Origin of the sequence: Acanthopleuribacter pedis, from assembly GCF_017377855.1 — a bacterium.
Lineage (GTDB): Bacteria > Acidobacteriota > Holophagae > Acanthopleuribacterales > Acanthopleuribacteraceae > Acanthopleuribacter > Acanthopleuribacter pedis.
In genome coordinates this window covers 12,913-38,468 of sequence record NZ_JAFREP010000027.1, presented here as the reverse complement: position 1 = coordinate 38,468, position 25,556 = coordinate 12,913, and the positions used below count along the sequence as shown (strand labels likewise).

Annotated in this window: 19 protein-coding genes and 1 pseudogene; 13 read left to right on the top strand and 7 right to left on the bottom strand. The window is 57.4% G+C overall.

The genetic code is table 11. The features are described from left to right. Window positions 1–11 precede the first annotated feature (11 nt). The 9 genes from J3U88_RS24885 (at window position 12) to J3U88_RS24845 (ending at window position 11,527) form a co-directional block, all read left to right on the top strand. Window positions 12–326: a hypothetical protein gene (locus tag J3U88_RS24885; RefSeq protein WP_207861709.1), complete on the top strand. Its 315-nt coding sequence runs from the start codon at window positions 12–14 to the stop codon at window positions 324–326. Between the two features lie 339 nt (window positions 327–665). Continuing rightward, entirely contained in the window at window positions 666–5,345 is a 4,680-nt protein-coding gene (locus tag J3U88_RS24880; RefSeq protein WP_207861708.1) for a two-component regulator propeller domain-containing protein, read from the top strand. Window positions 5,346–5,549: 204 nt separating this feature from the next. Beyond that, entirely contained in the window at window positions 5,550–5,996 is a 447-nt protein-coding gene (locus J3U88_RS24875; protein ID WP_207861707.1) for an ATP-binding protein, read from the top strand. Between the two features lie 57 nt (window positions 5,997–6,053). Then, a complete protein-coding gene (locus J3U88_RS24870; protein WP_207861706.1) occupies window positions 6,054–6,392 on the top strand; it encodes an STAS domain-containing protein in 339 nt (112 codons plus the stop codon). 64 nt (window positions 6,393–6,456) lie between these two features. Next, on the top strand, window positions 6,457–7,965 hold the full coding sequence (locus tag J3U88_RS24865; RefSeq protein ID WP_207861705.1) for a M1 family metallopeptidase: 1,509 nt from the start codon (window positions 6,457–6,459) through the stop codon (window positions 7,963–7,965). Between the two features lie 194 nt (window positions 7,966–8,159). Further along, on the top strand, window positions 8,160–8,699 hold the full coding sequence (locus J3U88_RS24860) for a peroxiredoxin (protein ID WP_207861704.1): 540 nt from the start codon (window positions 8,160–8,162) through the stop codon (window positions 8,697–8,699). Then, entirely contained in the window at window positions 8,699–9,244 is a 546-nt protein-coding gene (locus J3U88_RS24855) for a carboxymuconolactone decarboxylase family protein (protein WP_207861703.1), read from the top strand. Before J3U88_RS24860 ends, J3U88_RS24855 begins: the two co-directional genes overlap by 1 nt. A gap of 263 nt (window positions 9,245–9,507) precedes the next feature. Beyond that, on the top strand, window positions 9,508–9,774 hold the full coding sequence (locus J3U88_RS24850) for a hypothetical protein (RefSeq protein ID WP_207861702.1): 267 nt from the start codon (window positions 9,508–9,510) through the stop codon (window positions 9,772–9,774). A 175-nt stretch (window positions 9,775–9,949) separates the two neighbouring features. Further along, entirely contained in the window at window positions 9,950–11,527 is a 1,578-nt protein-coding gene (locus tag J3U88_RS24845) for a sigma 54-interacting transcriptional regulator (RefSeq protein ID WP_207861701.1), read from the top strand. 113 nt (window positions 11,528–11,640) lie between these two features. Here J3U88_RS24845 and J3U88_RS35415 read toward each other — a convergent pair. Then, window positions 11,641–11,712: pseudogene (locus J3U88_RS35415) on the bottom strand (pentapeptide repeat-containing protein); the annotation flags it as partial. Between the two features lie 168 nt (window positions 11,713–11,880). Here J3U88_RS35415 and J3U88_RS24835 point away from each other — a divergent pair. After that, on the top strand, window positions 11,881–12,858 hold the full coding sequence (locus J3U88_RS24835) for a 6-bladed beta-propeller (RefSeq protein ID WP_207861700.1): 978 nt from the start codon (window positions 11,881–11,883) through the stop codon (window positions 12,856–12,858). 64 nt (window positions 12,859–12,922) lie between these two features. On the opposite strand, the gene J3U88_RS24830 is transcribed toward J3U88_RS24835, so the two are convergent. The 4 genes from J3U88_RS24830 to J3U88_RS24815 form a co-directional block, all read right to left on the bottom strand. After that, on the bottom strand, window positions 12,923–14,647 hold the full coding sequence (locus J3U88_RS24830) for a serine hydrolase domain-containing protein (protein ID WP_207861699.1): 1,725 nt from the start codon (window positions 14,645–14,647) through the stop codon (window positions 12,923–12,925). Window positions 14,648–15,279: 632 nt separating this feature from the next. Further along, window positions 15,280–16,929 (bottom strand): amidohydrolase family protein, encoded by a 1,650-nt coding sequence (locus J3U88_RS24825; RefSeq protein WP_207861698.1) that lies wholly within the window; start codon window positions 16,927–16,929, stop codon window positions 15,280–15,282. Window positions 16,930–17,096: 167 nt separating this feature from the next. After that, window positions 17,097–17,441, bottom strand: a complete 345-nt coding sequence (locus J3U88_RS24820) for a TraR/DksA family transcriptional regulator (protein WP_207861697.1) — start codon at window positions 17,439–17,441, stop codon at window positions 17,097–17,099. 178 nt (window positions 17,442–17,619) lie between these two features. Continuing rightward, window positions 17,620–17,982, bottom strand: coding sequence for a hypothetical protein (locus J3U88_RS24815; RefSeq protein ID WP_207861696.1), 363 nt, complete (start codon window positions 17,980–17,982; stop codon window positions 17,620–17,622). Window positions 17,983–18,164: 182 nt separating this feature from the next. On the opposite strand from J3U88_RS24815, the gene J3U88_RS24810 reads away from it, so the two are divergent. Both J3U88_RS24810 and fliB read left to right on the top strand, forming a co-directional pair. Continuing rightward, window positions 18,165–21,119 (top strand): M6 family metalloprotease domain-containing protein, encoded by a 2,955-nt coding sequence (locus J3U88_RS24810; protein WP_207861695.1) that lies wholly within the window; start codon window positions 18,165–18,167, stop codon window positions 21,117–21,119. 190 nt (window positions 21,120–21,309) lie between these two features. Beyond that, the gene (gene fliB / locus J3U88_RS24805) at window positions 21,310–22,608 is read left to right on the top strand and encodes a flagellin lysine-N-methylase (protein ID WP_207861694.1); all 1,299 of its coding nucleotides are present in this window, start codon (window positions 21,310–21,312) and stop codon (window positions 22,606–22,608) included. A gap of 45 nt (window positions 22,609–22,653) precedes the next feature. On the opposite strand, the gene J3U88_RS24800 is transcribed toward fliB, so the two are convergent. Next, the gene (locus J3U88_RS24800) at window positions 22,654–23,277 is read right to left on the bottom strand and encodes an NAD(P)-dependent oxidoreductase (protein WP_207861693.1); all 624 of its coding nucleotides are present in this window, start codon (window positions 23,275–23,277) and stop codon (window positions 22,654–22,656) included. Window positions 23,278–23,467: 190 nt separating this feature from the next. After that, complete coding sequence (locus J3U88_RS24795) at window positions 23,468–24,073, bottom strand: DUF924 family protein (RefSeq protein WP_207861692.1); 606 nt, start codon at window positions 24,071–24,073, stop codon at window positions 23,468–23,470. 182 nt (window positions 24,074–24,255) lie between these two features. Here J3U88_RS24795 and J3U88_RS24790 point away from each other — a divergent pair, with 182 nt between their 5' ends. Beyond that, window positions 24,256–25,551, top strand: coding sequence for an NAD(P)/FAD-dependent oxidoreductase (locus J3U88_RS24790; protein WP_207861691.1), 1,296 nt, complete (start codon window positions 24,256–24,258; stop codon window positions 25,549–25,551). Window positions 25,552–25,556: the final 5 nt, after the last annotated feature.

Genomic DNA, 25,556 nt, shown 5'->3' with positions numbered 1-25,556 from the left:
GAGATGAAACCGTGACCGATCAGGACCCCGAACGCATTCATCCACATTTGGACGGGAAAACCCGCCACGCAAAAGAAGTCCAGCTTGAAAAGCTCGAAGCCAAGATCCAAGAAATGGAGCAGAAGCTGACGCAAAACAAGGCCCAGGCGGCGCTCGCCCGCGAGACCTTACAACATGATTCCATTGACCATCTCGAACAGCATTTATCCGCGGCGCGGTTGGATTTTGCCAAGTTGGCCGATGTTGCCGAGGAAGCGTGGGATCAATTTGAGGACGCAGCCGAAGCCCTGTGGCACCGCATTCAAGAACGCCTTAACAAGCATTAACCCAAAAAGCGCGACCCCCGGTGCTTTTGTCAAACCTTCGGACCGCCGTGGTTTGTGAAACGACAGCACCCACCCTCGCGGTGGTTCCGCTTTGCCGAAACCTCTTCGCTTCAGATTGATCACAGAAATCATCTTCCTGTAGGGCCCTTTCTGGTTTGTTCCCTCGGGAGCCGCGGCGCCGGTTCCGACATCACCGTGGGATGGTTTCTCCCCAGGTCGTTTGCATGATCCGCCTGCCCCTTTTCTGTTTTTTTGACCGCTTCGCTGTTTCCACCGCTTCCCGAATTCTTGGTTGCCGGCGCGCCCTTTCTGCGTCGCCGCGGGTGTTTGAGGTTTTTTGTGCCTCCGTGGCTTGAGCCCCTGCGTCGCGCGGGTCCGTGGTTCGTTGCTCTGGTTGGGTTACTCCTGCCGCCCGCGCCGCTCCATGCCCAAAATAAAAACTTGGAATTCACCCGGCTCGGGGCCGAACAAGGTTTGGCCGGCACCGACATTCAGGTCATCTTTCAAGATCGCAAAGGCTTTTTGTGGTTTGCCCATGAGGCGGGTCTGAGCCGTTACGACGGTTATACCTTCCTAAACCTCACCGTGCCCCACGATCCCGCCACACCGCGAGCCTTGCGCCGGGTTTCTACCGTGGTTGAGGACGGCGACGGCTTTTTTTGGGTCGGTACCCGATCCGGCTACTTGCTGCGTTTTGATCCGGCGCGGCGCCGCTTTGAAAAAGTACCGATTGAGGGTGGCGAATCGGGATTTTCACTGGGTTCAGAAGTCACCGCCCTGCTGTTTTCCGGCGACGGTACCTTGCTCATCGCCTCCCAAAAACACGGCTTATGGCATCGGCGCCCCGCCAAGGGCGGGCTCGGAACGGTGACACCTTTGGCCCTCCCACTCGGCGGCGCGCAAATTCGCGATATGGTCGAGGATTTGCAGGGCGTGTTGTGGTTGGCCGCGGGACAGGGTTTGATCGCCTATGATTCTTTTACCGACGAACTGACGCGCTACCGTCACGAGCCCAACAATCCGTTTAGTCTGGCTGACAACGATCTCAGTGATTTATTGCTCGACAGCCGCGGCCTGATTTGGTGTGCCAACGTCCACGGCGGCGTGGACCGCCTCGACCCCCTCGACGGCCGCTTTTCCCGCTTTGTGGTGTTGGGCGACCCTGGGGATGCCCTTTCCGAGCCCGCTCAAACCGGCCGCGTCACCGCGGCGCCGGTCGGGACCTTGTTTGAGGACCGTTCTGAAACCCTATGGTTCGGCGTCGGCGAATCCGGGTTGTTTCGGTTTGTGCCCGAGACCCAGACCTTTTTTAACTACCGCCATCGTGACGACCAAATTACCAGCATGGCCGGCAACCAGGTTCGCGCCATTTTTGAAGATCGGGCCGGCGTCATGTGGATCGGTGACGCCGCCGCCGGTGTCAGCAAGTTCAACCGACGTCTGCAGTACTTCGAACACTACGTACACGATCCCAGCGACCGCAGTTCCTTGCCCGACAGCAATGTGCTTTCGATCCTTGTCGACGCCAACCGGCGCATGTGGGTCGGCACCGTGCGGGGACTTGCCGTCGGCGCTTCTGACGCCATGATGGAAACCTTCTACACCTACGATCCCAACGATGATCGCTCCCTCGCCAATAACTTGGTGCGGGCACTCTTGGAAGACCGCAACGGGCGGATTTGGGTGGGTACCGAGGGCGGCGGTTTGAACCTGTTTCAACCGAAAACCGAGACCTTTCGCCGCTTTCCCGTGGCGCCGGATCGAGGCACCAGCTTCCACGATATCAGTTCCTTGTTCCAAGATGACAAAGGTTACATTTGGATCGCCCTGCGTGGCGGCCCCGAGCGCGGCATCAACCGCCTCAATACCCAAACCCTTCGCTTCCGACAATTTGCCCATGATCCCGCCGTGCCCAACAGTTTTCCTCCCGCCGAGGCGACCGTCTTTTTTCAGGATCGTGACCGGCGTTTGTGGATTGGCACCGACGGGGCCGGTCTGGTGCTCGCCCAAGTTGGCGGCCGTTTTCTTAATTTCCGCGCCGATAAAAACGACGCCCATTCCCTGAGCCACAACCGAGTGACGGCCCTGGCCCAAACCCGCGACGGCGACCTGTGGGTTGGCACCGCGGTGGGTCTAGATCGCTGGGATCCCGCAACCTCGCGGGTGATCCCAACGCCCGACATTTCCAGGGAATTCGGCCGCACCCCTGTCTACGCCGTCAGAGAAGACAGCGACGGGATTTTGTGGATTAGCACCGGCCGGGGTTTGGTGCAATTGGTAACCGTCTCGCGCGAACTGCGGTTCTACGACACCGCCTCCGGTTTGCAGGTGACCCGCTTCAACCAGGGCGCCTCTTTTTCCGACTTTGGGGGACGCCTCTTTTTCGGCGGGCTCAACGGCATGGTTTCCTTCGATCCCCAGGATGTGTTGCCCAACGCCCACATCCCTCCGCTGGTATTTACCGCTTTTAAAAAGTATTACCGCGATGTCAAAAGCGAAACCGACATTGCTTATACCGATCACATCGAACTTAGCTACGATGACCGGGTCGTCACCCTGGAAGTGGCCGCGCTGGACCTGACCCGGCCCGAAAAAAACCGGTATCGCTATATGTTGGAGGGGTTTGACCGCACCTGGATTGAGTTGGGCGAAAAACGCGAAATTACCCTCACCAACCTGGATCCCGGGCGTTATAAGTTGCATGTGCAGGGTTCGAACAACGACATGGTGTGGAACGAGGAGGGCGTGACTCTCGGGGTCCGCATGCAACCCGTTCCTTGGTTTTCACCGCCCGCCCTGTTTGGTTACGCGCTGTTAATTGCCGCCTTTTTTATGGCAATCTGGCGCATTCAGGCCGAGAAGCTGCGTTGGGAACGCAAGTTAAATCAGCAGTTGCGCGAGGTGGACCGCCTGAAAGACGGATTTTTGGCCGGGACCTCCCACGAACTGCGCACCCCGATCAACGGCATGGTCGGCATCGCCCAGTCCTTGATCGAAGGGGCCGCCGGTCGCTTGCCCGATCCCGCCGTGCACAACCTCAAGATGATTGTCACCAGCGGCGTACGGCTTTCGAATTTGGTGAACGACATTCTTGACTTGTCTCAGCTCAAGTCGCGCGAGATCGAATTGCGCACCAAAAGTTTGGATGTATTTACCCAGGTGGAAATGGTGTTGGGGATCGTCAAACCCCTGGTTGCCGAGAAGGCGTTGCAGTTGGAGAACCGCATCGGGCGCAATTTGCCGCCCGTGGAGGCAGACGAGGCTCGCTTGCAGCAGATTTTGTTTAACCTGGTCGGCAATGCCGTGAAATTTACCGAATCCGGTCGGGTGACCCTCGACGCCGAGCAGCGCGATCAAATGATTTGGGTGACCGTCGCCGATACCGGTTTGGGGATTGCCCCGGAACATTTGGACAATATTTTCGAGTCCTTTCAACGCGTTGACCTCAGTGATACGCGCCGGGAGAGTGGCACCGGGTTGGGTTTGTCGATTACCCGGCGCTTGGTGGAATTGCACGGCGGCGTGATTCAGGTGGATTCCGACCTTGGTTTGGGTTCGCGGTTTTCGTTTTCGCTACCGCGTGGCGAAGGCGAGGTCGGCGAGAGTTCCTTGTTCGAACCCATGGTGCAGCGCATTTCCAATTTGTCCGACAAAACCGGCGAGGATTCCGTATGTCCCGGACCCAGCGAGGATACCGGTAGCTGGCCGCAGGTCGTGTCGCGGCGGGACCGTCGGGGCTACCGGATTCTGGTGGTGGACGATGAAGCCGTGAATCGGCAAGTGTTGTTGAACTACCTGTCGCTCGACAACTACGCCTTGGACGAGGCCGAATCGGGTGAGGCCGCCTTGGCCAAGTTAACCCGCGACGGTCCCTTTGACATGGTGTTGCTCGACGTAATGATGCCCGAGATGAACGGGTTCGAGGTGTGTCGCCGCATTCGCAAGGATTTCGCACCCGAGACCTTGCCCGTCGTTTTGTTAACCGCCAAAAACCAAGTCGGCGACCTGGTCGAGGGGTTTGCCGCCGGTGCCAACGATTACTTGGTCAAACCCGTGTCGCGTAGTGAATTGGTGCCCCGCATCCGTCTGCACCTGCACCTGTTGGCCGTAACCCGCAAGCTGGACGAAACCAACCAGGACCTTGAATCGCGGGTTCACCGCCGTTCGCGGGACCTGCTGGAAATGGCGCACCAGGCGGGCATGGCCGAAATTGCCGCCAACGTCTTGCACCATGTCGGCAACAACCTGAACACGCTCAAAACAGCCGGGGAGTTAAGCGCACGGGCCTTGGACGATCAGCGACCCCTGGAGATGTTGCGCAAGTTAAACCAAATATGCGCGGAACACGACGACGACTGGGAAACCTTCGCCGTTGAAGATGAGCGGGTGCGGCGGTTGCCGGAATACCTCGACGCGATTTGCGACCGTATGGATCAGCAGTTCCAGACCTTGTGCCGGGAGAACGAATCGATGCGCGTTCAGGTGGAACGCCTGCAGCAGGTTTTGGCCGCGCAACGCCAGTACGTGCAGGGTCAGGTGTTGTGGGAGCCTTTGTCCTTGGACGCCTTTATCGCCGACGCCCTGGAGCTACAGCGCTCTTATTTTGATGGGGAACAGGTGCGCGTGATTCGCAAGGGGAGTGCCGAGGGTTTGGTTCGGGTACAACGCGCCAAGCTGGTACAAGTCGTTATTTCACTGTGCCGCAACGCCTGCGAGGCGATGGAGGGCATGCCGCGCGCCGATAAATGGCTTGAATTGGAATTGGGCAACGACGGCGGCTCCGTGTATTTCAGCCTGCGTGACAACGGGTCCGGTATCGATGCCGATCATGTTGACAAGGTGTTTTTTGACGGTTTTACCACCAAAGAAGGTGCCTTTGGTTTAAGTTTGCACCACAGTGCCAATGCCTTGATGGACATGGGCGGCAAAATTAGCGCGGTTTCCGAGGGGCCTGGTAAAGGTGCATTATTTCGGGTCGATTTACCGCGTCTCGCCGAGTCCTCACAAAATGCAGGCTAGCCCATCCAAACGGGAACTTGTTATACTGGCCTAAATCCTACACTGAGCGCTTATTGGCGGCCGACGGACCTTGGTTTCCCAGAATAAACCGCGTTCTCACCGCCGCCGGCTGTTGGTTGCTTAGGGGATTCGGCCGTTCCCGCGCTCTTTACGGCACCGGCCGCGGGTGTTTGACCACGAATTCCTCCATCGAGAACATTATCCATGCCTGAGATACCCACGCAATTGCCCCGCGAGATTACCCTGGTAGAAATTCGCTTCAATAGTTCGCTGGCGATCCTCGATATGATTCAACCGATCACCAACAAGGTCTGTGACCAGTTGGGATTTGACGAAGACAGCCAGTACTGGATTTGGTTGGCGACCCAGGAAGCCCTCAACAATGCCATTAAACACGGCAACAAGTTTGACCCCAACAAAAAGGTGCTGTTCGGCCTGCAAGTCGACGGCGGCGAGTTCCGCATCATCATTCAAGATGAAGGAGAGGGGTTTGTTGTTGACGAGGTTCCCGACCCCACCCGCAAGGAAAACTTGCTCAAGACCAGTGGGCGCGGTATTTTTTATATGCGAAGTTTCATGGACCGAGTTGAATACAATACCGATAAAGGCACCAAGGTTACCCTCGTCAAACGTCACCAAGACGAGTCCTAGGATTGCCCGAGCGCCCTTGATCCCTGCATCGCGAAATCCATCCAAGAAGTTGCATTTATGAAGATTTTTCATCGCACCAGCGAAGATGTCACCCTGCTCGACATCGAAGGTCAAATTACCATCGGCGACGGCGACGTCATGCTGCGTGAGGCATTGCATGCCCTTATCGCCGGCGGCCAAAAGAAAATTCTGCTCAATATGGCGCGCGTGACCTACATGGACAGTTCCGGGGTTGGCGAGTTGATCGCCGGTTTGCAGTACGTTCAAGAGCACGGCGGGCAGTTCAAGCTGCTCAACATCAGCAAAAAAATCAAAAACCTGCTGTTCATCGCACAGATCCTCTCGATCTTTGAGTATTTCAATGATGAGAGCGTGGCGATTGCGAGTTTTTCTTAGCCTTCTCTTTCTGGCTTGCCCGGTCGTTTGGAGCCGGGACCCCGGGGCGCCGCCCGCGCCCGATATGCGACGTCTCGAGTTGGATGTCGCCGTGTATCCCAAGCGTCGTGCCATTGTCGCCACCGCGTTGCTGCACCTCAATTTGGGCGAGCACCACTTAGCGCGCACCGTGCTTCATTTGACCCAGGCGTTGAAGGTCAAATCCGTGGTGGCCGACGGTGAGAAGGTGCCGTTTGAACACCGCGACGGCCTGCTCCATTTGCTGTGGCCCAAACCGCGGCGCGGATTGGTGCGGGTTGCGGTGACCTATCGCGGCTCACCACCCGTGGCACAACGCCCGCCCTGGCAGGGTGGTTTTGTTTGGGCCAAGGATCGCAAGGGACGGCCTTGGGTATCGCTCGCGTGTCAGATCAAGGGTGCTTCCATGTGGCTGCCCGTGAGTGGCGATTTTTCCGACAAAATCGATACCCTTGAGTTGCGCGTCAATGTGCCTAAGCCATTGTTCTGTGCCGCCAACGGACGCCTGGTCGCCGTCAAGGATGAGGACGACGGCCGCAAAACCTACATTTGGCGCCACCAATACCCGATCATCCCTCACAACATCAGCATCAACCTGGCCGACTACCGCGTGGAACAACGCGGTTTTGCCGCTTTGCCGGATGTACCCGTCATTTTGTACACTTTGATGCAAAGGCCCGCGGCAATGCCGGACGAGGCGGTGTATACCCGCCAACGCAACCTGCTCTTCGCGGAACTGGAAAAGTATGTCGGTTTCTTAAGTGCGCGTTACGGGCCTTACCCCTGGCAAGGCGAAAAGCTGGCGGTGGTGCACACCCCGTTTTTAGGCATGGAGCACCAAACCATCAACGCCTACGGTAACGGGTTTCAATTTGACAACGGCTTTGACGAGATCTTGTTCCATGAATTGGGACACGAGTGGTTTGGCAACCGCGTCACCGCGGCGACCCCGCGCGACCTTTGGCTACAAGAAGGCATTACCACCTACATCACCGGCCTCTACCTCGCGGAGCAGTTCGGGCCGGCGCGCGCCGCGTCTTTTTATGAAATGCAACGGGCCCAGGTGAGCGGCGAGGTGCCGTTGTTCCCCGCGACCATGCCGACCATCAACGAGGCCTTCCACAACGACATCTACACCAAGGCCGCGCTGGTGCTGCGCACCTTGGCGCGTATCATCGGCGAACCCAAACTGGATGCGATTCTCTATCGCTGGGTCAACGAACCCACCCTTCAACAGCCGGGTGCCGCTTCGACCGCGGCGTTCCGGGCCTTGGTCGCCGAGGAAACCGGACTCGAACTCGGCTGGTTTTTTGACCACTACCTGCGCCATGCCGCCTTGCCCCGGTTGGACGTGACCCGCGAGGGTTCAACCGTGACCTTGCGTTGGCATCATCCCGACTTCAATTTACCCGTTCCGGTCCAGTTGCCGGATGAGGCGGGAACCCGTGTATTGGTTCCCGTGAACCGTGGGGTTGGGGTGTTGCAGCGGGTGCCGGCGGGTGAAATGGTTGTCGATCCCGACCAATGGTTGCTGAGACACGAGGACGATAAGTAAAACTGGGTAGATACCGAGATATCGGTGGTTGGTTCACCGGTATTTCGGTGTTGTGATGGGAAAAATTGAGGTTTTTTAGTTAAGTCTATTGAAAAGAGTTGTTTGTGATTTTGGCATCGCCGTTGCTCTAAGGGTTCACCAAGCAAGCCGCACCCAGCGGCAAGAAATTTTTTTGGAATCCTTGGAGGATTGATATGTTGACTGTTGGCGACTCATTACCCGAATTCAACCTGAAAGCCGTAACCAGCCTGGAGCCAGGCCAAGAGTTTTCTGATATTACCCAAAACAGCTACGCCGGCAAATGGCAGGTCCTCTTTTTCTGGCCGATGGATTTCACCTTCATCTGCCCCACCGAAATTGCCGAGTTCAGCCGTCGCAACGAAGATTTCGAAGATCGCGACACCCAAGTGCTGGGCCTTTCCACCGACACCCACTTCGTCCACTTGGCGTGGCGCAAAGACCACGACGATCTGCGCGACTTGAACTTCCCGATGGTGGCCGACACCAAACGGGAACTGAGCCAGGCGTTGGGTATTCTGCACAAGGAAGAAGGCGTGGCCTTGCGTGCAACCTTCATCGTCGACCCCGAGGGGATCATCCGCTGGGTGTCCGTGAACGACCTCAGCGTCGGTCGCAACGTTGACGAGGTGTTGCGTGTGTTGGACGGCCTGCAAACCGACGAACTCTGCCCCTGTAACTGGGAGAAAGGTGAAGCCACCTTGGGAGTTGCTTAATGACGACCGCCACCGCATCCGCCATTCAAGAGCTGGCCGCGCGTTTGCCTGAGGCGGCGCGCGACATTAAGGTCAACTTCAAGAACATCTTTAACGGCAAGATTTTGGACGCCAAGGTGACTTTTGGTGTCGCCCTGTCGATTGCCTACAACGAGAGCAACAACGAGCTGATTGAGGCGTTGGTGGAAGAGGGACGTGCCCGTGACGTCCTGGACGAGGCAACCATTGAGGATGCCAAAGCCGCCGCCGCCTTGATGAGCATGAACAATGTCTATTATCGGTTCCGTCACTTGGTTGGCAAAGAAGCCTACAGCACCATGCCGGCCCGTCTGCGCATGCAGCGGATCGGCAAGCCGGCGACCGAAAAAACCACCTTCGAGCTGTTCAGCCTGGCGGTAAGCGCCGTCAATGGCTGCGGCATGTGCATGGAAAGCCATGAGGCCGTGTTGGTAAAACACGGTGTGAGCGAAGAGGCGATTCACGAGGCCGTTCGTATCGCCGCGATCACCCGCGCCACCTCGGTTTCACTGGGCATTCCAAGCTAATCCACGCCTCATCAGCGCGAGGGATCCGCGCGATTGAGGAAAACCCGTAAACCACCTTAGCCCGCATTTCTCACAAGGAATTCTGCTACGAAGCCGAAACCCATGCGATTACTTCGCTTACTCGGTCGAGCCGTCTTCGCCGTAGCGCTGCTACGCCTGTGCCGTCTCTCGGTCGTAATCTTCGTACTCACAAGGCTTTCAGCTTCTCGCGACGAATCCTTGTGAGAAATGCGGGCTAGACGTTCTTTTGGGGGAAACGATTCATGCGTTTCCCCCTCTTTTTGTTTCGGATTATGTCTGGATGGGATTGCGAGCAGTGGTTTGGTATCCGTTTTTTAGCTAGGATTTTAGGATGGAATGAGGATGGGCGATTTTGCGTGGCGGCCCTTTTTGGTTGGGTAACGCCGCGGATGATGCCGTCCCTTCGTTTGTCTTTTAGATGGCTGGATGAAAAAGATCGCGATGAAATCATTCCCATTGAACCTGAGCGGCCCATGCGAACAGCCTACCGTTCTGAAGAGCCCGTTTAACGAAGTAACGGCCTCATCCGCATGCGCGATCCCTCCAGCCCAACATTTGCTGGGCGGGCAAAGGGAAAAGCCGCGCGCCGTCATCCTGAAAAAATCCTGGTATCCTGAGAATTAAAGGATCCCAAGCCAAGCCCCACCGGCATCCCCCACCATCATCGACCGCAAAGGAAACAGCATGACCCACACCGAGGATCTCACCAAAGATCTCCAACGCATGATGCACCTCGCCGCCGACGAGGACCACGACCTGGAGCCCTTTCTTAATTTTGGGCTCGAGTGGATTTTGCGGCTGGCCCCGGTGGATTTGGTGACGGTGTTGTTGCTCGAATCCGAGCATCTGGTGGTGCGTGCCGCCAAAGGTTCGCTCGCCGATGATCGCGTGCGCCGCCACGCCGTCGCCCTCAGCAAGTTTCCCTCTATCCAGGAAGCTCTGAACGCCTGCGGGCCGCGTGTCTTTGAAGAACACGACCATGCCGACGGGGAGGGTGACCTGTTCGACGGCGTGTTGGATCTGCCTCACGGCCATGCCTGTATGGTGATTCCCTTGTGTCACGGGGTCCAACCGCAGGGCATCCTCGCCTTTGACCGCGCTCAGTGCGGCACCTACGACAAACACACCGTTCAACTTTTGGAAATTTTTGCGCAAATTTTGGCCATGGCGCTGTACCAAGCTGAGCAGAGTCAACTCTTGCGTACCTTGGTCCAGCAAGCCCGCGAACGCGAACGCCTCTTGGTTGAGGATGCCGGCGGCGACGACTGGCTCACGCCCAAGGCCTCCAAAAGCGCCGCCATGCGCATGCTCGCCCATCGCATTGAGCAGGTTGCCGCCACGCCCACGCCCGTACTGATCCGCGGTGAAACCGGGACCGGTAAAGAAGGCGTCGCCGCCTTAATCCACGCCGCCGGTGAGCGGCGCCGTCAACCGTTGATCAAAATAAATTGTGCCGCCATTCCCGAGAACTTGCTCGAGAGTGAGATGTTCGGCGTAGTGCGCGGCGCCTTTACCGGCGCCGTCAAGGACCGACCCGGCCGCTTTCGCATGGCCAACGGCGGCACCTTGTTTCTCGACGAAATTGGTGAAATGCCGCTTTCGCTGCAAGCCAAGCTGTTGCGTGTCTTGCAGGAAGGGACCTTCGAGCCCGTCGGCGGTGATCGCACCATCAAGGTCGATGTGCGCGTGGTGGCCGCCACCAACGTCGATCTGCTCAAGGCAATTGAGGCCAAAACCTTCCGCGAAGATTTGTATTACCGCCTCAATGTGTTCCCCATCGAACTGCCACCACTGCGCGAACGCCTCGATGATTTGCCCAGCCTGTGCGAAACCCTGCTTCGACGGCTTTCCAAACGACTGGGAAAAGGTCGGCTCTACCTGGCCGACGACGTGTTGGCCCAGTTGGTGCGTTACCCGTGGCCGGGTAATATTCGCGAGTTGGGTAACGTTTTGGAGCGCGCCGTCATTTTGGCCCAGGGCCAGGTGATCACCTGCAAAGACCTCGACCTGTCGGCCCGGACGGCCGGGCTGACGAAAAGCCCAAGCCCGGCCGTGGCAGTCGCGCCGGCGCCAGACTACATTGGTGGCGCCATGACCTTGGACGAGGTGCAGCGGCGCCACATCATCGCGATTTTGGAGCAGGTCGACGGCAAAATTTATGGCGGGGGCGGCGCGGCCGAATTGCTGGCGATGAAACCCTCCACCCTGCAAAGCCGCATGAAGAAACTCGGCATCGAGCGCCGCGTGCAATTCTCCAGCTAACCCGCATTTCTCACAAGGAATTCTGCTACGGGGCAACCCATGCGATTACGAGGGGTTGCCATCCGCGGGGCGGCCTACCGCCTTACTCGGTCGAGCCGCCTTCGCCTCAGCTGCTACGCCGAAAGGTCGGACCCCGAAAGGTCGGACCCCGAGAGGTCGGACCCCGAAAGGTCGGACCCCGAAAGGTCGGACCCCTATGCCGTGGCTTGGTCGTAATCTTCGTACTCACAAGGCTTTCAGCTTCTCGCGACGAATCCTCGTGAGAAATGCGGGCTAAGCGCATTGCGAGAAGGCCGATTGATGCGTTAGGCTACGAGCACCCTATCTCCTATTTCGGTAATTGGAGCCTTCCTATGTTGTCTCTAACCTTATTGTCGCTATGCCTTTTCGGCCCGTCTGCTTATCCCGTGGAAGATGTGGCGGGTATTAATTCACTCGCGTTTACTTCCCAAAAAGAGCTGGTTCTCTTGGACGCGCGCGACTTGCGGATCTATGTCTTTGACGCCGACAGGTCGCTTAAGCGCCAGTTCGGTACCAAGGGGCAGGGGCCCGGCGAGTTCCAGAACCCGACCAGCTTGTGTGTGTTGGCCAACGATGAAATTGCCCTCGCGGATCCCGTCGGCAGGCAAATCATTTTTTTTGATACCGAGGGTAAGCACCTGCGCACCGCCAAGGTGACCGGCTTTGCCATTGGTGACCTTGTCCCTGCGCCGAACAATCAATTGCTGCTGACCAGTACCTCGGCCACCTTTCTCTATATGAAAATGACCGATACGCTTCCGAAACGATTTACTTTGCTGGATCGCCGGGGCAAGATGCTGTCCCAATTCGGCGAACCCAAAACCCACGAGGAATTTTTTTTGGGCATCAACCTCAACCAAGGTTATCCCGTCTGGCTTGGCGAGACCTTGATTTATTTCAGCCGTATCGAAAACGAGGCGACCGTTTACCAACAGGGCGAAACCAAAACCTTCCGCTACCAGGTGCCGTTTCTTCCCAAATCCCCGGATGCCAAAACCATCACCACCAAAACCCCGGACGGCAAAACGAACTTCCAAATGACCGTTGATGCCGACATTGTGGCCAGGGGTGCCGTCGCCTGGGGCAAGGATCGGATTTTGTTGTTACGTGCCGAAACCGGTGGCGACGGTGTCGAAGAATCGAGCCTGGTAAACCTGGTTGTGTTGAATCCACAAGGCGGCGTGGAAAAAGTGTTCCCCACCGCTTTTGACGGTGCATCAACCCTGGCGGTCACCCCGGACGGCAAAAGCGCACTGGTGCCCCACGACGGTGAGGAAAGCTGGGAACTGATCAAGGTCGCCCTCGATTGATCCGGCCCGCAATTCAATGAGTGGGAAAAGCAGGCCGGATGATTCGGGTTTTCAGAGCAAAAGGTTACTCTTTTAAATTGGCCGAGGCGATCCGCGCCAATGCCAGGGCGCTTTCCTGCGTTTCGCTGATTTGGGCCTGGCCCGCCGCGCCAATGCCAAACAGATTGTACTGAAGGGCGAGGGTTAGATCCTCGTCAGGGTAATAGTTCAGATCGGCGTTGCCCCAGAGAAAACTCCCGTTGTGACCCAAGCTGATCTCGTCGGGCAAGCTAGAGAGGCCGTAGGCGATGCCCAACCCATAACGGGCGCTGTGTGGTGAGGGCGTGACCATTTCGTCCATCATGTTCTCGGAGAGAAGATCACCGCCTACCAGCGCGGTCATGAACCGAACCATATCACCCGTGGTCGTGACCACACCGGCATCGCCGAAGGTGCAGGAACCATGGAACATTTGGTGTGCGTTGATGAAGGGCGTCGCGCCCAGCGCATTGTCGGGATCAAAAAGGTAGCCTTGTGCGTGGGGTGTCGTGGGTGACTCGAATCCGCGCAGATAAGTTTGATTCATTGCAAGCGGTGTAAAAATTTGGTTGCGCAGTACTTGTGCCAAGCTGTCACCGGTAAGCCGCTCCAGAATCATACCGAGCAGCAAGTAGTTGGTATTGGTGTAGGCGAAATCCTGCCCCGGCTCAAAGGCGTAGGGGAGATTTAGCGAATAGGCCAAAAGTTCCTCGGGGTTCCAAACGCGGGCGGGGTTGGCCAAAAGATCCTGGATGAGCGTGTCTCCGTCGTAGGCCGGTATACCCGAGGTGTGGTTGAGCAGCATGCGCATGGTCACCTGGTCGGCTTTGGGGTAATCAGGGAAAACGCTACTCAGCGGTTGGTCCAGTAGTGCCTTGTTTTGTTCGACCAATTGGAGAAACGCCGTGGCGACCATCGTTTTGGTGGTACTTCCGATGGAACCCACATGGTCCGGCGTATAAGCCTCTTGGGTGTCCATGTCGGCCAGGCCCGCCGCGAAACGTACCGGAAGCTGCTCGCCGTGTTGAAGGGTAATCGAAATGCCGCCTGGCTGCTGTTGCAGCAGGGTTTCTAAATCGCGTTGCAGTTCGGCTTTCGGATCAACGGGTTCAAAGGCCAAAGCGGGAATCGCCACAATCTGTTGGACGTCTTGTAAAAAACTCAGGCCGAAGCCGGTGACACCTTGGGAGCATTTGACTTCCATGCGGGCGCTCGCGGGTGGTGCCTTGTCGAACAGGGTTTCGATCATGCTGACACGTTTACCGTGGGGCGGCAGCACCTGAACACGAATCTCACGGGTGTTGGTTTGGATGTCGACCAGGCTAAATTGCACCATCGCGTAGCGGTCGGATCGGTTGACGAGGGCGAAGCCGGATTCAATTTGGTGGCCGTGACGGACCAGCGGCAGGTGAAGGTTGCGGTCTTCGCTTTTGTCCAACGGCAAGCTGGTGGTTGCCCCGGTGGGAAGGTAGGTAAAGGTCATCATTCCGTTAAAATGGACGGTCGTACTCTCAACGGCGACCCAGCCGCGGTCGATGCTTAACTGGGGAAAATCCGCGCCGATGTCGAGGATTTTGGTGGCGGAGCCGCCCAGCTCGCGGGTGGTGACCAGGACCGATTCACCCTCCTCGGAATAAAAGGTCAACTGAAATTGGGCTACGGATAACGAGAGGTTGCTCAAGACCAGTTTGGTGTTCCAGAGTTGGTCACGTTGGGTGAAATGGGGGAAGGCGGCGCGCGTTTCAGACGCTAAGGCCCACGGGCAAGACATGCAAAGAATCAGGAGGACGAGCAGAGGGTTTTTTGCGGAAACTGGTTTTCCAAGACCCACGAATTGGAATGTGGATGTCATAACGAACTCCTTAGGACGGGAATGGATTGTGTTGTACCAGTGATCGACGGTGTGCGCGTGTCGGGCCGAGGGTGGGTCGATCGGAATATCGCCATGGATTTTGGACAAGCAGACCCATGCCCACGAATCATCTCGTTGAAGAGGTGATTCCGGGTAAACCTCGGCGAGGTAATGGATCCCGAGGGTTTTCATGGGGTGGGTGTCACGACTGATTGGCTGTAGCTATAAAAAATTCCAGAGGGCAGACGCCACCGCTATGGGGCCGGCACGGTCGGCTTACCTTGGTTTGGTGTCGGCTGCGTTTGCAAATCCTTCGAAAAAAATCGTTAACAGCTACAAAATCAGCGAGAAAGCCTCACATTCCGGTACGCGAGCCGTTGGGGCGCAACTGCAACTCAAACCCCGAGAGCAACAAAAACAAACGCGGGTGGCGCCCGCGTTGGGGTGATTTACCCGGTTTCATCAAGCAGCTGAAGCCATGCGCCCGTGCTCGCGAGGCACAGGCACAAACACGGGGCGGAACAGCATGAAGGGCTACGCCGAAATCAACCTTACTCGGAGAGCCACAGTTCCTTGTTGTTCATTTTCCAAAACAATGAGCTGATGTAGGGACGGCGCGTCTCACCCGAGGTGATCATTAACAACTTGGTGATTTTCAGGCCGTTGGGGTCGGTAAACAGCAGGATCAGCATCTCCTGCAAATAATCCGTGTTGAGGGTGATGTAGTTGTCGGTACCCACGCCCAGTTTGACGCCTTTTTTCTCCCACCACGAGAAGGGGTGGTCTTTGTAGTCGTCAATGCAGATCGTGAGTTTGTAGTTGGAGCTGGGCAGCGACATCAACGAGACCTTTTTGTGGATCATGCGGTTGAGCACGTCGTGCTGGTAGTGCTCGATTTCGCGGGCCGTGTGAAACTTGGCTTTGGTGAACAGACGCACTTCCGCTTCCGTGAGGGGCGTGCCCGCGATGAGTTTGTCGCGAACCGCGTCGTTTTCATGCCACTGCATGTCCATAATTTCGTTGTGCTCAATGCTGCCTTTGCGAATGGCTTCCCCGGCGCGGTTCCACTTGAGTACGCGCTGGTACATGGAGTGGAAGTAGAAGTTGGGGTTAATGCCCAGGCTGAGCCCGTGTTCGAGCGTGTTGATGTGCCAAATGTTCATCGCGTTGTCGACGGCCTGAATACCGCAGCGCAGATTTTTCCAGGTCTCGCCGTGGTGGCTGCGAATTTGGAAGCCGTAGTACTGCAATTTGCGGAAGCCCTGATGCATGGCTTTGAAATGGGCTTTGCGGAAAAAGTCGCGTTCGTTGCCGACCGTGTCCACCTCGCGCAAGTGTTTGGCCAGAAACGGGTATTTCTCGTTGAGTTCTAGGATCGTGTTGATTTGGTCGAGGACCGATGCTTCCTTGCTGTCGAACCGCGTATGGTCGTAGAAGTCGGCCTCTTTGCGGAAGCAGGGGGAAAGGATGAACTCGAAAACCGGATGTTCTTTTTGGAAGCGGGCAAAGCCGTCGTAAAGGCCGAGCGCCACGTCTTCCGGGGTCAGCGCTTCAATACCGGGGATCGTCTCGCTTTTGTCCGCGGTGGCGCGCGAAAGGGTGAACTTGAGTCGGATGTTGCCCACGTTGTATTTGTGGAACAGCTCCGAGGCCATGTGGTAGGCCGCGTCGCTATGGGCCTGGCGGTCGGTCAGGATGAGCTTGGGCAGCATCAGAATTTGCAGGTAGCGGTCAAAGCGTTCGTCGTCTTTGAGCACAATCAGGTTGCGCACGTCTTCCACCGATTGAATGTCGGCCGTGCCCGGTCCGTAAACCGCCTCGATCTTGGCCGCGACGATGTCGCCTGCGGGACCGTCGAGCATGGCGCGAATGCGCGGGAAAATGAATTCCGGGGCCAGGCTGCCCGTTAGGTGGATGTGCTCCTCGCGGTAGGGAAGGGGGAAGGCGCGGAAGAAGGCATAAAGCGAGTGGGCGAATTCGTGGTTGAGCAGGTCCGCCAACTCGACGCCGCCACCGTGATGGAAGCCGCGTAACTTGGTTTGGAAGTCGGTCAGACAGGCGTGGGCGGCGGGATCGGTTTCCGCCAAATCGCTGCTTAGCATCAGTTCCAGCGTATCTTCCAAGGCGATGCCGTTCGTCTGGCTGATGATTTCCGCGATGTGCGCCGTCAGGCGACGGTTGTGCGTTGAAGAAAGAGACACGGTTTCACCTCGTGATCAATAACAGTGGGTTGGGGGTAGACCCATGCCCGTCGCGGGGAGGGGCTCCTGCACGCGGGTCTTGAGCGAATGACGACGCGCCCATTGTGGAAAGGTAACGTGAGCGCCCTATGAGAAACCGATGAATCGGCGAGGGCTTGACGGCTCCCTTATTCCCGACGTCGCGGGCAGCGAACGTGGGTGGTGCTTTCGGGAACTAGCAACAAACGTTTGACCGGGATTGCGCGACCGCAGCGGGTACAGATCCCGAAGCTGTCGCTCGCTAGGGCATGGAGGGCTTTTTCCAGTTGGGCCGCCCGCGATTGCGCCTTGCGCAGTTGGGCCGCGGCTATGTTTTTACTTTGGATCGCGTCCATGCGCGTTAAACGACCGATGGCCCGATCCGGTGCAACCGGTTCGGTTTGTTCCTCAAGGGCCTGAACCTCGTCGCGGAGGTGGGCCAACGCGCGTTCAATCGTGGTTTTTAACAGCGCTTTGTCTTCGGGTTTCATCAAGGGGGCGGCGATCCTTTGGGGGCCGGTGAGACCGGGAGTTCCATTTAAAGTGCTGGAAAGAGGTTGGTTGCTGTGGGGGAGGGGTTAGCTCCGCTGAATTAATCGATTATCATAGCGGGCGTCCAACTTTTTTTCCAAGTAAAACTTTGGTGGGGGCCGGTGGCTGAATCCTCGGGGGTTAACCCGCGGTCAGATACATCGAATTTACAGAAAAACAAAACTCAACTTTATCGGGGATTTGTCTGGTTTTTCTAATTGATTGGTTTTGAACGATTTGTGTTGCCATGTTGCGGAGTGAAATTTTTTTTGTTGAATGTTTCTTGAAATTTTGCGCTTTACAAACCTTTTGCAAATTCGTATTCTGTGAATGCTCTCGCCCCATCCAGGGCGAACAACACAAATTCGGAAGACCGCATCCGGTCGCGCAGGGTCTCTCATTATCTTTCGTCTCAGACGTTTTGCCTTTTAAACCCGCGCCACCAACCATCGCCCCTTCCGCTTTACCACCGCGCTTTTGGTTGCTCGCCAATCGCGTCGCCATCCCATCCCAACACGTTTTTCGGTTGCTCGCCCAAATCCGTTGCGGGAATCACGGCATGGGTTTTCCCATGACCGGTTCTCATCACGTATCACGGCCCTTTGGTGCCGCTGATCTTTGGTCCATCCTTGTCTTGACGACGCCTGGACCTCGCTTTTTTCAACTTTTTGAGGAGTACGACGCTTATGCTCATGCGTTTTCCACTGTGGAACACTGTTTTTTTCGCTGCTATTTTCCTTTTGTCCCTGCCTGCTTTCGCCGGCCTTGCCAATCCCCGCACCACCGTCCTCGTCGGCGAACCTGGCCAAGAATTTGAAGTCCGTATCGTCGGTGACGAATGGGCCAACTACGTAGAAAAAGACGGTTACACCCTGGTACGCAACCCGGCCAATGACCATCGCTGGGAATACGCGGTGCGGAACCGCGCCGGCCAACTGGTTCCCTCCGGTTTTGAAGCATCGCTTGACAGCCAAGCGCCCGAGGGTCTTGCCAAGAACGTGCGTCCCGTCCAGAGTTACGAGGACCTGCGCGCCCAGCATTTTCCCACCGCATACTCGCGCGGCCTCGATCACGGTTATGCCCGTGACAAAAACGCGGTCAACAAATACGAACCGCAACAGGTTTCCGGGCCGCGCAATTTGCTTTTTATTCGTGTTAATTTCTCCGACCGCGCCTTGACCACCACCGCCGATGCTTGGGATTCCATGATCTTTGACGAAACCGCCGGCGCCAAAACCGTGGCCAACTATTACAAAGACAACTCTTTTGGTTTGATCCAAATGCAGGGCGTGCCCCACACCAACAACGGCGAGGCCAACGGCATCTTGACCGTATCGATTAATGTCGAACACCCCAACACCGGCCGTGCAAACCTGAGCACTTCCGAAAAGTACGCCAAAGAAACCGCCTGGATCAACGCAGCCCTTGCCGAGGCTTCCGGCCACGTTGATTTCGCCGCGCTCGACACCAGCGGCGACGGAAGTTTGACCCTCGACGAAGCCGTTATTTACTTCATCGTTGCCGGTTACGATGCGGCTTCCTCCGCCAACGAACCCAACGTTTGGGGCCACAAATGGAGCGCTTGGCGTGCCGGTGACGTCATGGCGGGTTCCGTACAACTGCCCAGTTGGGCTCTGAACGGCGAATTGGCCGATGACGGCAGCCAACACACCATGGGTGTGATCACCCACGAGCTGGGTCACTTGATGTGCGGCTTGCCCGACCTCTACGACATCAACAGCCAAAACGCCGCCATGGGCATCTTTTCCCTAATGGCCTCCGGTTCTTGGGGTTCCGAGCCAGGAGAAGCCGGGGGTACCACGCCGACCAATATGGATGCGTGGAGCCGTTACATCTTGGGCTGGTCGCTTCCTCGCCAACCCGTTTCCGGTACCAACACTTTTGAAGCCGCTTTGACTGACCGCAACACGCCTGTTCTTTTCGAAACCAACCGCTCCTACGAATACTTTTTGGCCGAGAACCGCGCCCCTGTTGGTTGGGACCGCGGCATGATTCCACGTCTCTCCGCCACCCTGAGCACCTTGACCGAGGGTTCCACCACCATCGAATCGCAGGCCATGACCTATTCGCCCACCGGCACCGTTACCGCCGTGGTTCGCGATTCCGGCTTGGGCCGCGTTGGTGACTTCCCCGCTGCTTCCAACTACATCGCGCTGATCGAACGCGGTGAGATCTCTTTCTCCGACAAAGTGAAAAACGCCAAAGCGGCCGGTGCAATCGGCGCCATTGTGTACCAAAGCGCTACCGCGGAAGGCATTGTCGGCGGCACCCTGGGCGCCGCGAGCGACACCGACTTCGTACCAGCCACCGGTGTCTCCCGTGCCGACGGCCAGACCCTGAACGGCAAAACCTTGACCCTGACCATCAACGGCGGCACCTGGGACGGCGGTGTTCTGATCCAACACGTCGACACCACCATGGGAACCGAAGGTCGCAACGACATCAACAGTTCCGCCAACACCCGCCAAGGTGTGACCGTGGTTGAAGCCTCCCAAATTGCCGGTTCCTTGTTGACGAACGGCGGTTCCGGCGGCCACGCGACGCACCTGTTTTCCGCCGCCACCGCCTCGGCCTGGACCGACAGCACGGATCCCAGCGCGCGTTACTACGACGGCAGCTCTACCGGTTTCGCCTTGTACGACTTCTCCGCCGCGGGCACCACCATGACCGCTTCCACCACGCCCTCTAACCAAGCGCCCACCGCCGCTTTTAGCAGCCAAGTGAGTGATTTGAGCGTGAGCTTCACCAACAACGCAAGCGACAGCGACGGTTCCATCGCGAGTTACGCCTGGACCTTTGGTGATGGCAACAGCGCGACCTCGGCCAACCCTTCCCACACCTACGCAAGTGCCGGTACCTACACCGTTACCTTAACCGTAACCGACAACGATGGTGCGAGCGACAGCGCCTCGGCATCCGTGACCGTGACCGAACCCAGTGGCGGAGGTTCCGGCGGCGGTGCTTCCAACGGCGAACTGACCAACGGCACCCCTGTTAACAATCTGAGCGGTGCTGAGGGTGAACAAAGCGTCTTCTTCATTGATGTTCCCGCCGGCGCGAGCAACCTGAGCTTCGTGACCCATGGTGGCAGCGGCGATGCCGACCTCTACTACCGCTACGGTAGCGAACCGACTACCGGCAACTACGGCGGTCGCTCTTGGGCATCGGGTAACGGCGAGAGCCTGAGCGTGGCGAGCCCGCAAACCGGTCGCTATTATGTCTTGATCAACGCCTACCGCGCCTACGCCGGCATGACCCTGACCGTATCCTACGACGCACCCAGCGGCGGCGGCGACTCAGGCGGCGGCGACTCCGGTTCCGGCAGCGCCACCAGCGGTTCCGTGAGCCCGACCCTCGCCGGTCGCGCTTCCAACAACTACACCATCGACGTCGCGGGCGGCACCATCGACCTGTCGGCCTCCTGGAGCGGTTCCGGCGACATCGACATCTTCTTGCTCGACCCCAACGGCAACCAGGTGGCCTCGGCCGAAACCAGCGCCAATCCTGAAAACCTGAGCTACAACACCAACGGTGTTACCGGGACTTACACCATTCGGGTTTACAACTACCGCTCCAGCAGCAAAACCTTCACCCTCCAGGTAAACTGGATGCAGCCCTAGTAACGTGTCATCCTATTAGAAACGATTCCACGAAGCGGCCCTCGGGCCGCTTTTTTTGATTGGAGCTTTGGCTCCAACCTAAGAGGCGCGAAAATCACCGCGAGTTATCGCGTTTCTTAGCTTAAAAACCGGTTACGCGATCCGGCGCGGCGTCGATACTTCTTAATATCAGGATGATGGGAGCAACGGCATGACTAAACCCACGACCGGATTTCGGTATGCACAACAGTTCAAATGCAGTGGGGCGGACTGTCCCGAAACCTGTTGTTTTGGTTGGCGTATCAATGTACCCCAAGGCGAGTACGCGACCTTGCACGGTCATTATGGCGACACCCATCGTGGGAACCCCTGCTTCGAGGTGATGAATTACCCCGAGGGCACTCCCCAGGTTGTCAAGGACGAGGGTTTTGCTTTTCTCAAAATGAAAGGGGACGGGTTTTGCCCTTTTTTGGAGGATGGCTGGTGTGCGATTCACCGCGATTTGGGCGAGGCTTTTCTGCCTGGCGTTTGTGCCACTTATCCCCGGTACATGGTGGAGGGCGGCGCCGGCGATTTTCTGAGTGGTTCGCTTTCGTGCCCGGAAATGGCGCGTTTGTGTCTGCTGAGTGAGGACGGCATGGTTCCGGTGGGGATCGAACGCGACCAGCTTCCGCCTGGGTTGGAGACCAGTACCCAAGAACCGGGCAAAGAGAATTGGTACCAGTACTTTTTTCCCGCCGTGAATGGTTATCTTAAATGGCTGTTGGCGCAAAAGGAGTTACGGGCGGCCGACTTTGCATTGTTGGCGCTGGACCTGGCCGCGGAGATTCAGCCGTTTTACCACGCCGGTATCACCGAGAACCCGGCCGAACAACTGGATGCCTGCGTGGGTCGTCATGCCGATCCCAACCGCATTGTGCCGCGGGTGAGCGCGTTTCGGGCGCGCAACGAAATCAGCGGAGCCGCCATGGCCTTTGTGGGCGGGATGTTGCTGAAGGGCGTTAAGCAGCAACGCAGCCCGCGGTTTCGCGTCATTGCCCAAGAAACCATGGATCGTTTGCCGAATTTAGAAGTGTTTTATGCCGCGCGCGTCCCGTTTGTACCGCTCCAGTTGGGCCATTTGACCGATTTGCTGTTGGAACGGCGAGAAAAGGTTCAGGCTCGTTTTGGCGAGAGGTTAACCGAGATGTTGGGCCGTTTTACGCTTAATTTTTGGACGCAAAAGTTGTATTCCGACGAGGCCGGGTTGTTGCGCCTTTGGCTTAAGTACGCGCTCTATTATGCATGCCTGCGCTTTTTGAGTTTTAACCACCCGCGTTTCGAGGCCGCCGCGACCGTCGCCGACGAGGCCGAGGCGCAAGCAGCCTGTGACTTGGCCTTTGTGGACATGGTCCAGGGATTTATGCGCGCTTTTGATCACGACACCCCGTTGGTGGGCCAAATTTTAGATCAATTTCCCGAGCAGGGTTTGACGACCCTGCTCGATCTGGAAGGGCTGCTGCTTTATTAACCCGAAAAGGCGCGAATGATCTCGCTTCTTGGATGAAAAGTCGCCTCAAAAAGACACCGCCGGCGTTTGGCCGATGTAGGTTTGTTGTTCCAAGGTTTCCAGGGTGAAGTGGGCCACGTCGGCGCGGGAGATTTGCAGGTTGAGGCGGCGTTTGGTGCTGTCGAAGCCATGTTGGTAGCGGCCGGTCATGGGGCCGTCGGTGTAGGCGCTTGGGCGAATCAGGGTCCAATCAAGGTCGCTGCTTTGCACCGCGGTTTCCTGGGCGACGTGGTCGGCGAAAGCGTTGCGCAGCAACATACCGAACATAATGTATTTCCAGTAAAAATTGAGGTGCACCTTGCTGTCACCGACGCCGAGGGTGGAGAGACAAACCAGGCGACGGATGTTGTGACGCTGCATGGCCGCAATGATGTTGTTGGTCCCCGGTGCGCGTAACCCGCCTTTTAAGCCCGCGCCGAGGGCGCAGATAACGGCATCGTGACCGGCGACCGCGGCCGCGACTGCTTTGGGATCGAGCACATCGCCCTGGGCGAAGGACAGCGCTTCGTGATCCATGGCCATGTTTTGTGGGTTGCGTGAAAAAGCCGTAACGCGATGCCCGCGCGCCAAAACCTGATTCACAATTTCACGACCAACCGTACCCGTAGCACCAAAAACAACAACATTCATGACAGCCTCCAAGCTTTTAAGTTTACACCGTGTCAAGAGGTGTAAAGCTAATATAAACCTCTGTTGACACTGTGTCAAGTTTGGCGCAAAAAAAAATCCTAAACAAAGAAAAACCGGAGCGCTTCACATCGTGTTGTGAAGCGCTCCGGCTTTGCAGGAAGCAGTGTTTTGTCTCTTTAAAATAAGGGAGTTAGCCCTGGCCGAAAGAAGCGCCCCCTCCCGTCAAATAGCTTTCTTCTTCTTCGCTGGGGGTGCGGCCCAGTACCTTGTTGCGGTGGGGATACCGGCCGAAGCGCGCGATGATCTCCGCGTGTTGTACCGCGAAGTCATAGAAATTTTTGAACTCCGCCGCCCGTGGGTGGTCCGTTTGTTCGCGGCGCAATTTGTTGAACAATGCCAGCGAGTCCCGTTGGGCTTCCTGTGACTCGGCGTGTTCCAGCGGCATGTAGAAAAAAGTTCGGTGTACGGGGCTCATCTGCTGATCGTAACCCCGTTCCACCGCCTGACGGGCCAGAGCCAGGGCGCGGTTGTCCGCCGCGAAGGCCTGCGCTGTGCCGCGGTAGATGTTGCGGGTGAACTGGTCCAGCAAAATGATCGTGGCCAGGTGAGATTCCGCCGTGTCCGCCACCGGACGGGTGCCCGCCATCGCTTCTTCCACCGCTGTTCCGAATTGGGCGCGAATCGTTTCGTCCGTCTCCGCGCCGCTGCTCCACCATAATTTGGCCTGTTCCGGCGCGGGCCATCCCGCTTCATCACAGGGTCCGAACCAAAAATCCAAAATCGCCTGATCGTCCATGGCGACCTCCTCGTGGGTTTTCACTTAAGAAGCGCGAAAATCACCGCGAGTTATCGCGCTTCTTAGGTTCCATCCAAAAGTATAGACGAAATCGGTTACCTGGGGTTTTCCTGCCTTTTTCACCGTAATGTGACAATTTCGCTAGAATAGGGGGGTTCTCACTTTGCCGGCTGGAGGCGCCCTTGGTTGACCCTGCGCAGAAACACTTGGTCATTGTTGGTGGCGGTTTTGCGGGACTTTATGCCGCGAAACATCTGAAAAACACGAATCTTCGCATAACCCTGATTGATCGACGCAATTTTCACCTTTTCCAACCCCTGCTGTACCAAGTCGCCACCGGCGGCCTTTCACCCGGCGATATCGCTTACCCGTTGCGGGCCGTGCTCAAAGGCAATCCGCGCGCCCATGTCATCCAAGACAAAGTCGTGGATGTGTTGCCCGACCAAAAACGGGTGGTTCTGCGGGAGGGCGGTGAGCTTTCCTTCGATTACCTACTCCTCGCCACCGGGGTGCGCCACCAATATTTCGGTAACGAACACTGGAGTGACGCGGCGCCCGGGCTGAAAACCATCGAAGACGCGCTGGAAGTGCGCCGTCGCATTTTGTCCGCTTTTGAAGAAGCGGAGCGCACCGAGGACCCGGAACGCCGCAAGTACCTGCTGCGTTTTGTGATTGTCGGCGCCGGGCCGACCGGTGTCGAGCTGGCCGGCGCCCTCGGCGAACTGGCACACTACACCATGCGCCGGAATTTCCGAACCATCGATCCCGCCGACGCCGAGGTGATCCTGGTTGAAGGGAGCGATCGTGTGTTGCCGCCTTATGCACCGGTGCTCAGCGCCAAGGCCCAGCGCGCCTTGGAGAAGCTGGGCGTGACCGTGATGAGTGGCACGCGCGTGACCGATATCAGCAGCAACACCATTACCTTGCAACGGGGTGACGGTGAGCCGGAATCCCTGGCTGCAGGTACGGTGTTGTGGGCGGCCGGTGTGAAAGCGACCGCGTTCGGACGGCGCGTGGCCGAACAGACCGGTGCCGAAACGGATCGGGCCGGCCGCATCAAGGTCACCCCCGAACTCACCATCCCCGGCCATCCTTATATATATGTATTGGGTGATCTGGCCCATATCGAACAAAAAAACGGCAACCTGGTACCGGGTGTTGCGCCCGCCGCGATGCAGATGGGCAAATATGCGGCCAAAGCCGTGGCCGCCCGACTGGCGGGCAAGGAACCGGCGCCGTTCCGCTATTTCGACAAAGGGTCGATGGCGGTGATCGGACGCAACGCGGCCATTGCCCAAATCGCCAACTTAAAGCTGAGCGGTTTTCCCGCTTGGATGATTTGGGCCTTTATTCACATCCATTTTCTGATTGAGTTCGGCAACAAAATGGTGGTGTCGATGCAGTGGGGCTGGAACTACTTCACCCGAAAACGCGGGGCACGCCTGATCACGGGCAAGTTCACCCCCAACCCCGATTAAACCGG

Excerpts from the sequence above, each read along its gene's own strand:
- J3U88_RS24875 (WP_207861707.1), top strand. The coding sequence starts at position 5,550 with ATGCCTGAGATACCCACGCAATTGCCCCGCGAGATTACCCTGGTAGAA.
- J3U88_RS24870 (WP_207861706.1), top strand. The coding sequence starts at position 6,054 with ATGAAGATTTTTCATCGCACCAGCGAAGATGTCACCCTGCTCGACATC.
- J3U88_RS24865 (WP_207861705.1), top strand. The coding sequence starts at position 6,457 with ATGCGACGTCTCGAGTTGGATGTCGCCGTGTATCCCAAGCGTCGTGCC.
- J3U88_RS24860 (WP_207861704.1), top strand. The coding sequence starts at position 8,160 with ATGTTGACTGTTGGCGACTCATTACCCGAATTCAACCTGAAAGCCGTA.
- J3U88_RS24855 (WP_207861703.1), top strand. The coding sequence starts at position 8,699 with ATGACGACCGCCACCGCATCCGCCATTCAAGAGCTGGCCGCGCGTTTG.
- J3U88_RS24850 (WP_207861702.1), top strand. The coding sequence starts at position 9,508 with ATGCGTTTCCCCCTCTTTTTGTTTCGGATTATGTCTGGATGGGATTGC.
- J3U88_RS24845 (WP_207861701.1), top strand. The coding sequence starts at position 9,950 with ATGACCCACACCGAGGATCTCACCAAAGATCTCCAACGCATGATGCAC.
- J3U88_RS24835 (WP_207861700.1), top strand. The coding sequence starts at position 11,881 with ATGTTGTCTCTAACCTTATTGTCGCTATGCCTTTTCGGCCCGTCTGCT.
- J3U88_RS24830 (WP_207861699.1), bottom strand. The coding sequence starts at position 14,647 with ATGTCTTGCCCGTGGGCCTTAGCGTCTGAAACGCGCGCCGCCTTCCCC.
- J3U88_RS24815 (WP_207861696.1), bottom strand. The coding sequence starts at position 17,982 with ATGGCGACGCGATTGGCGAGCAACCAAAAGCGCGGTGGTAAAGCGGAA.
- J3U88_RS24810 (WP_207861695.1), top strand. The coding sequence starts at position 18,165 with ATGCTCATGCGTTTTCCACTGTGGAACACTGTTTTTTTCGCTGCTATT.
- fliB (WP_207861694.1), top strand. The coding sequence starts at position 21,310 with ATGACTAAACCCACGACCGGATTTCGGTATGCACAACAGTTCAAATGC.
- J3U88_RS24800 (WP_207861693.1), bottom strand. The coding sequence starts at position 23,277 with ATGAATGTTGTTGTTTTTGGTGCTACGGGTACGGTTGGTCGTGAAATT.
- J3U88_RS24795 (WP_207861692.1), bottom strand. The coding sequence starts at position 24,073 with ATGGACGATCAGGCGATTTTGGATTTTTGGTTCGGACCCTGTGATGAA.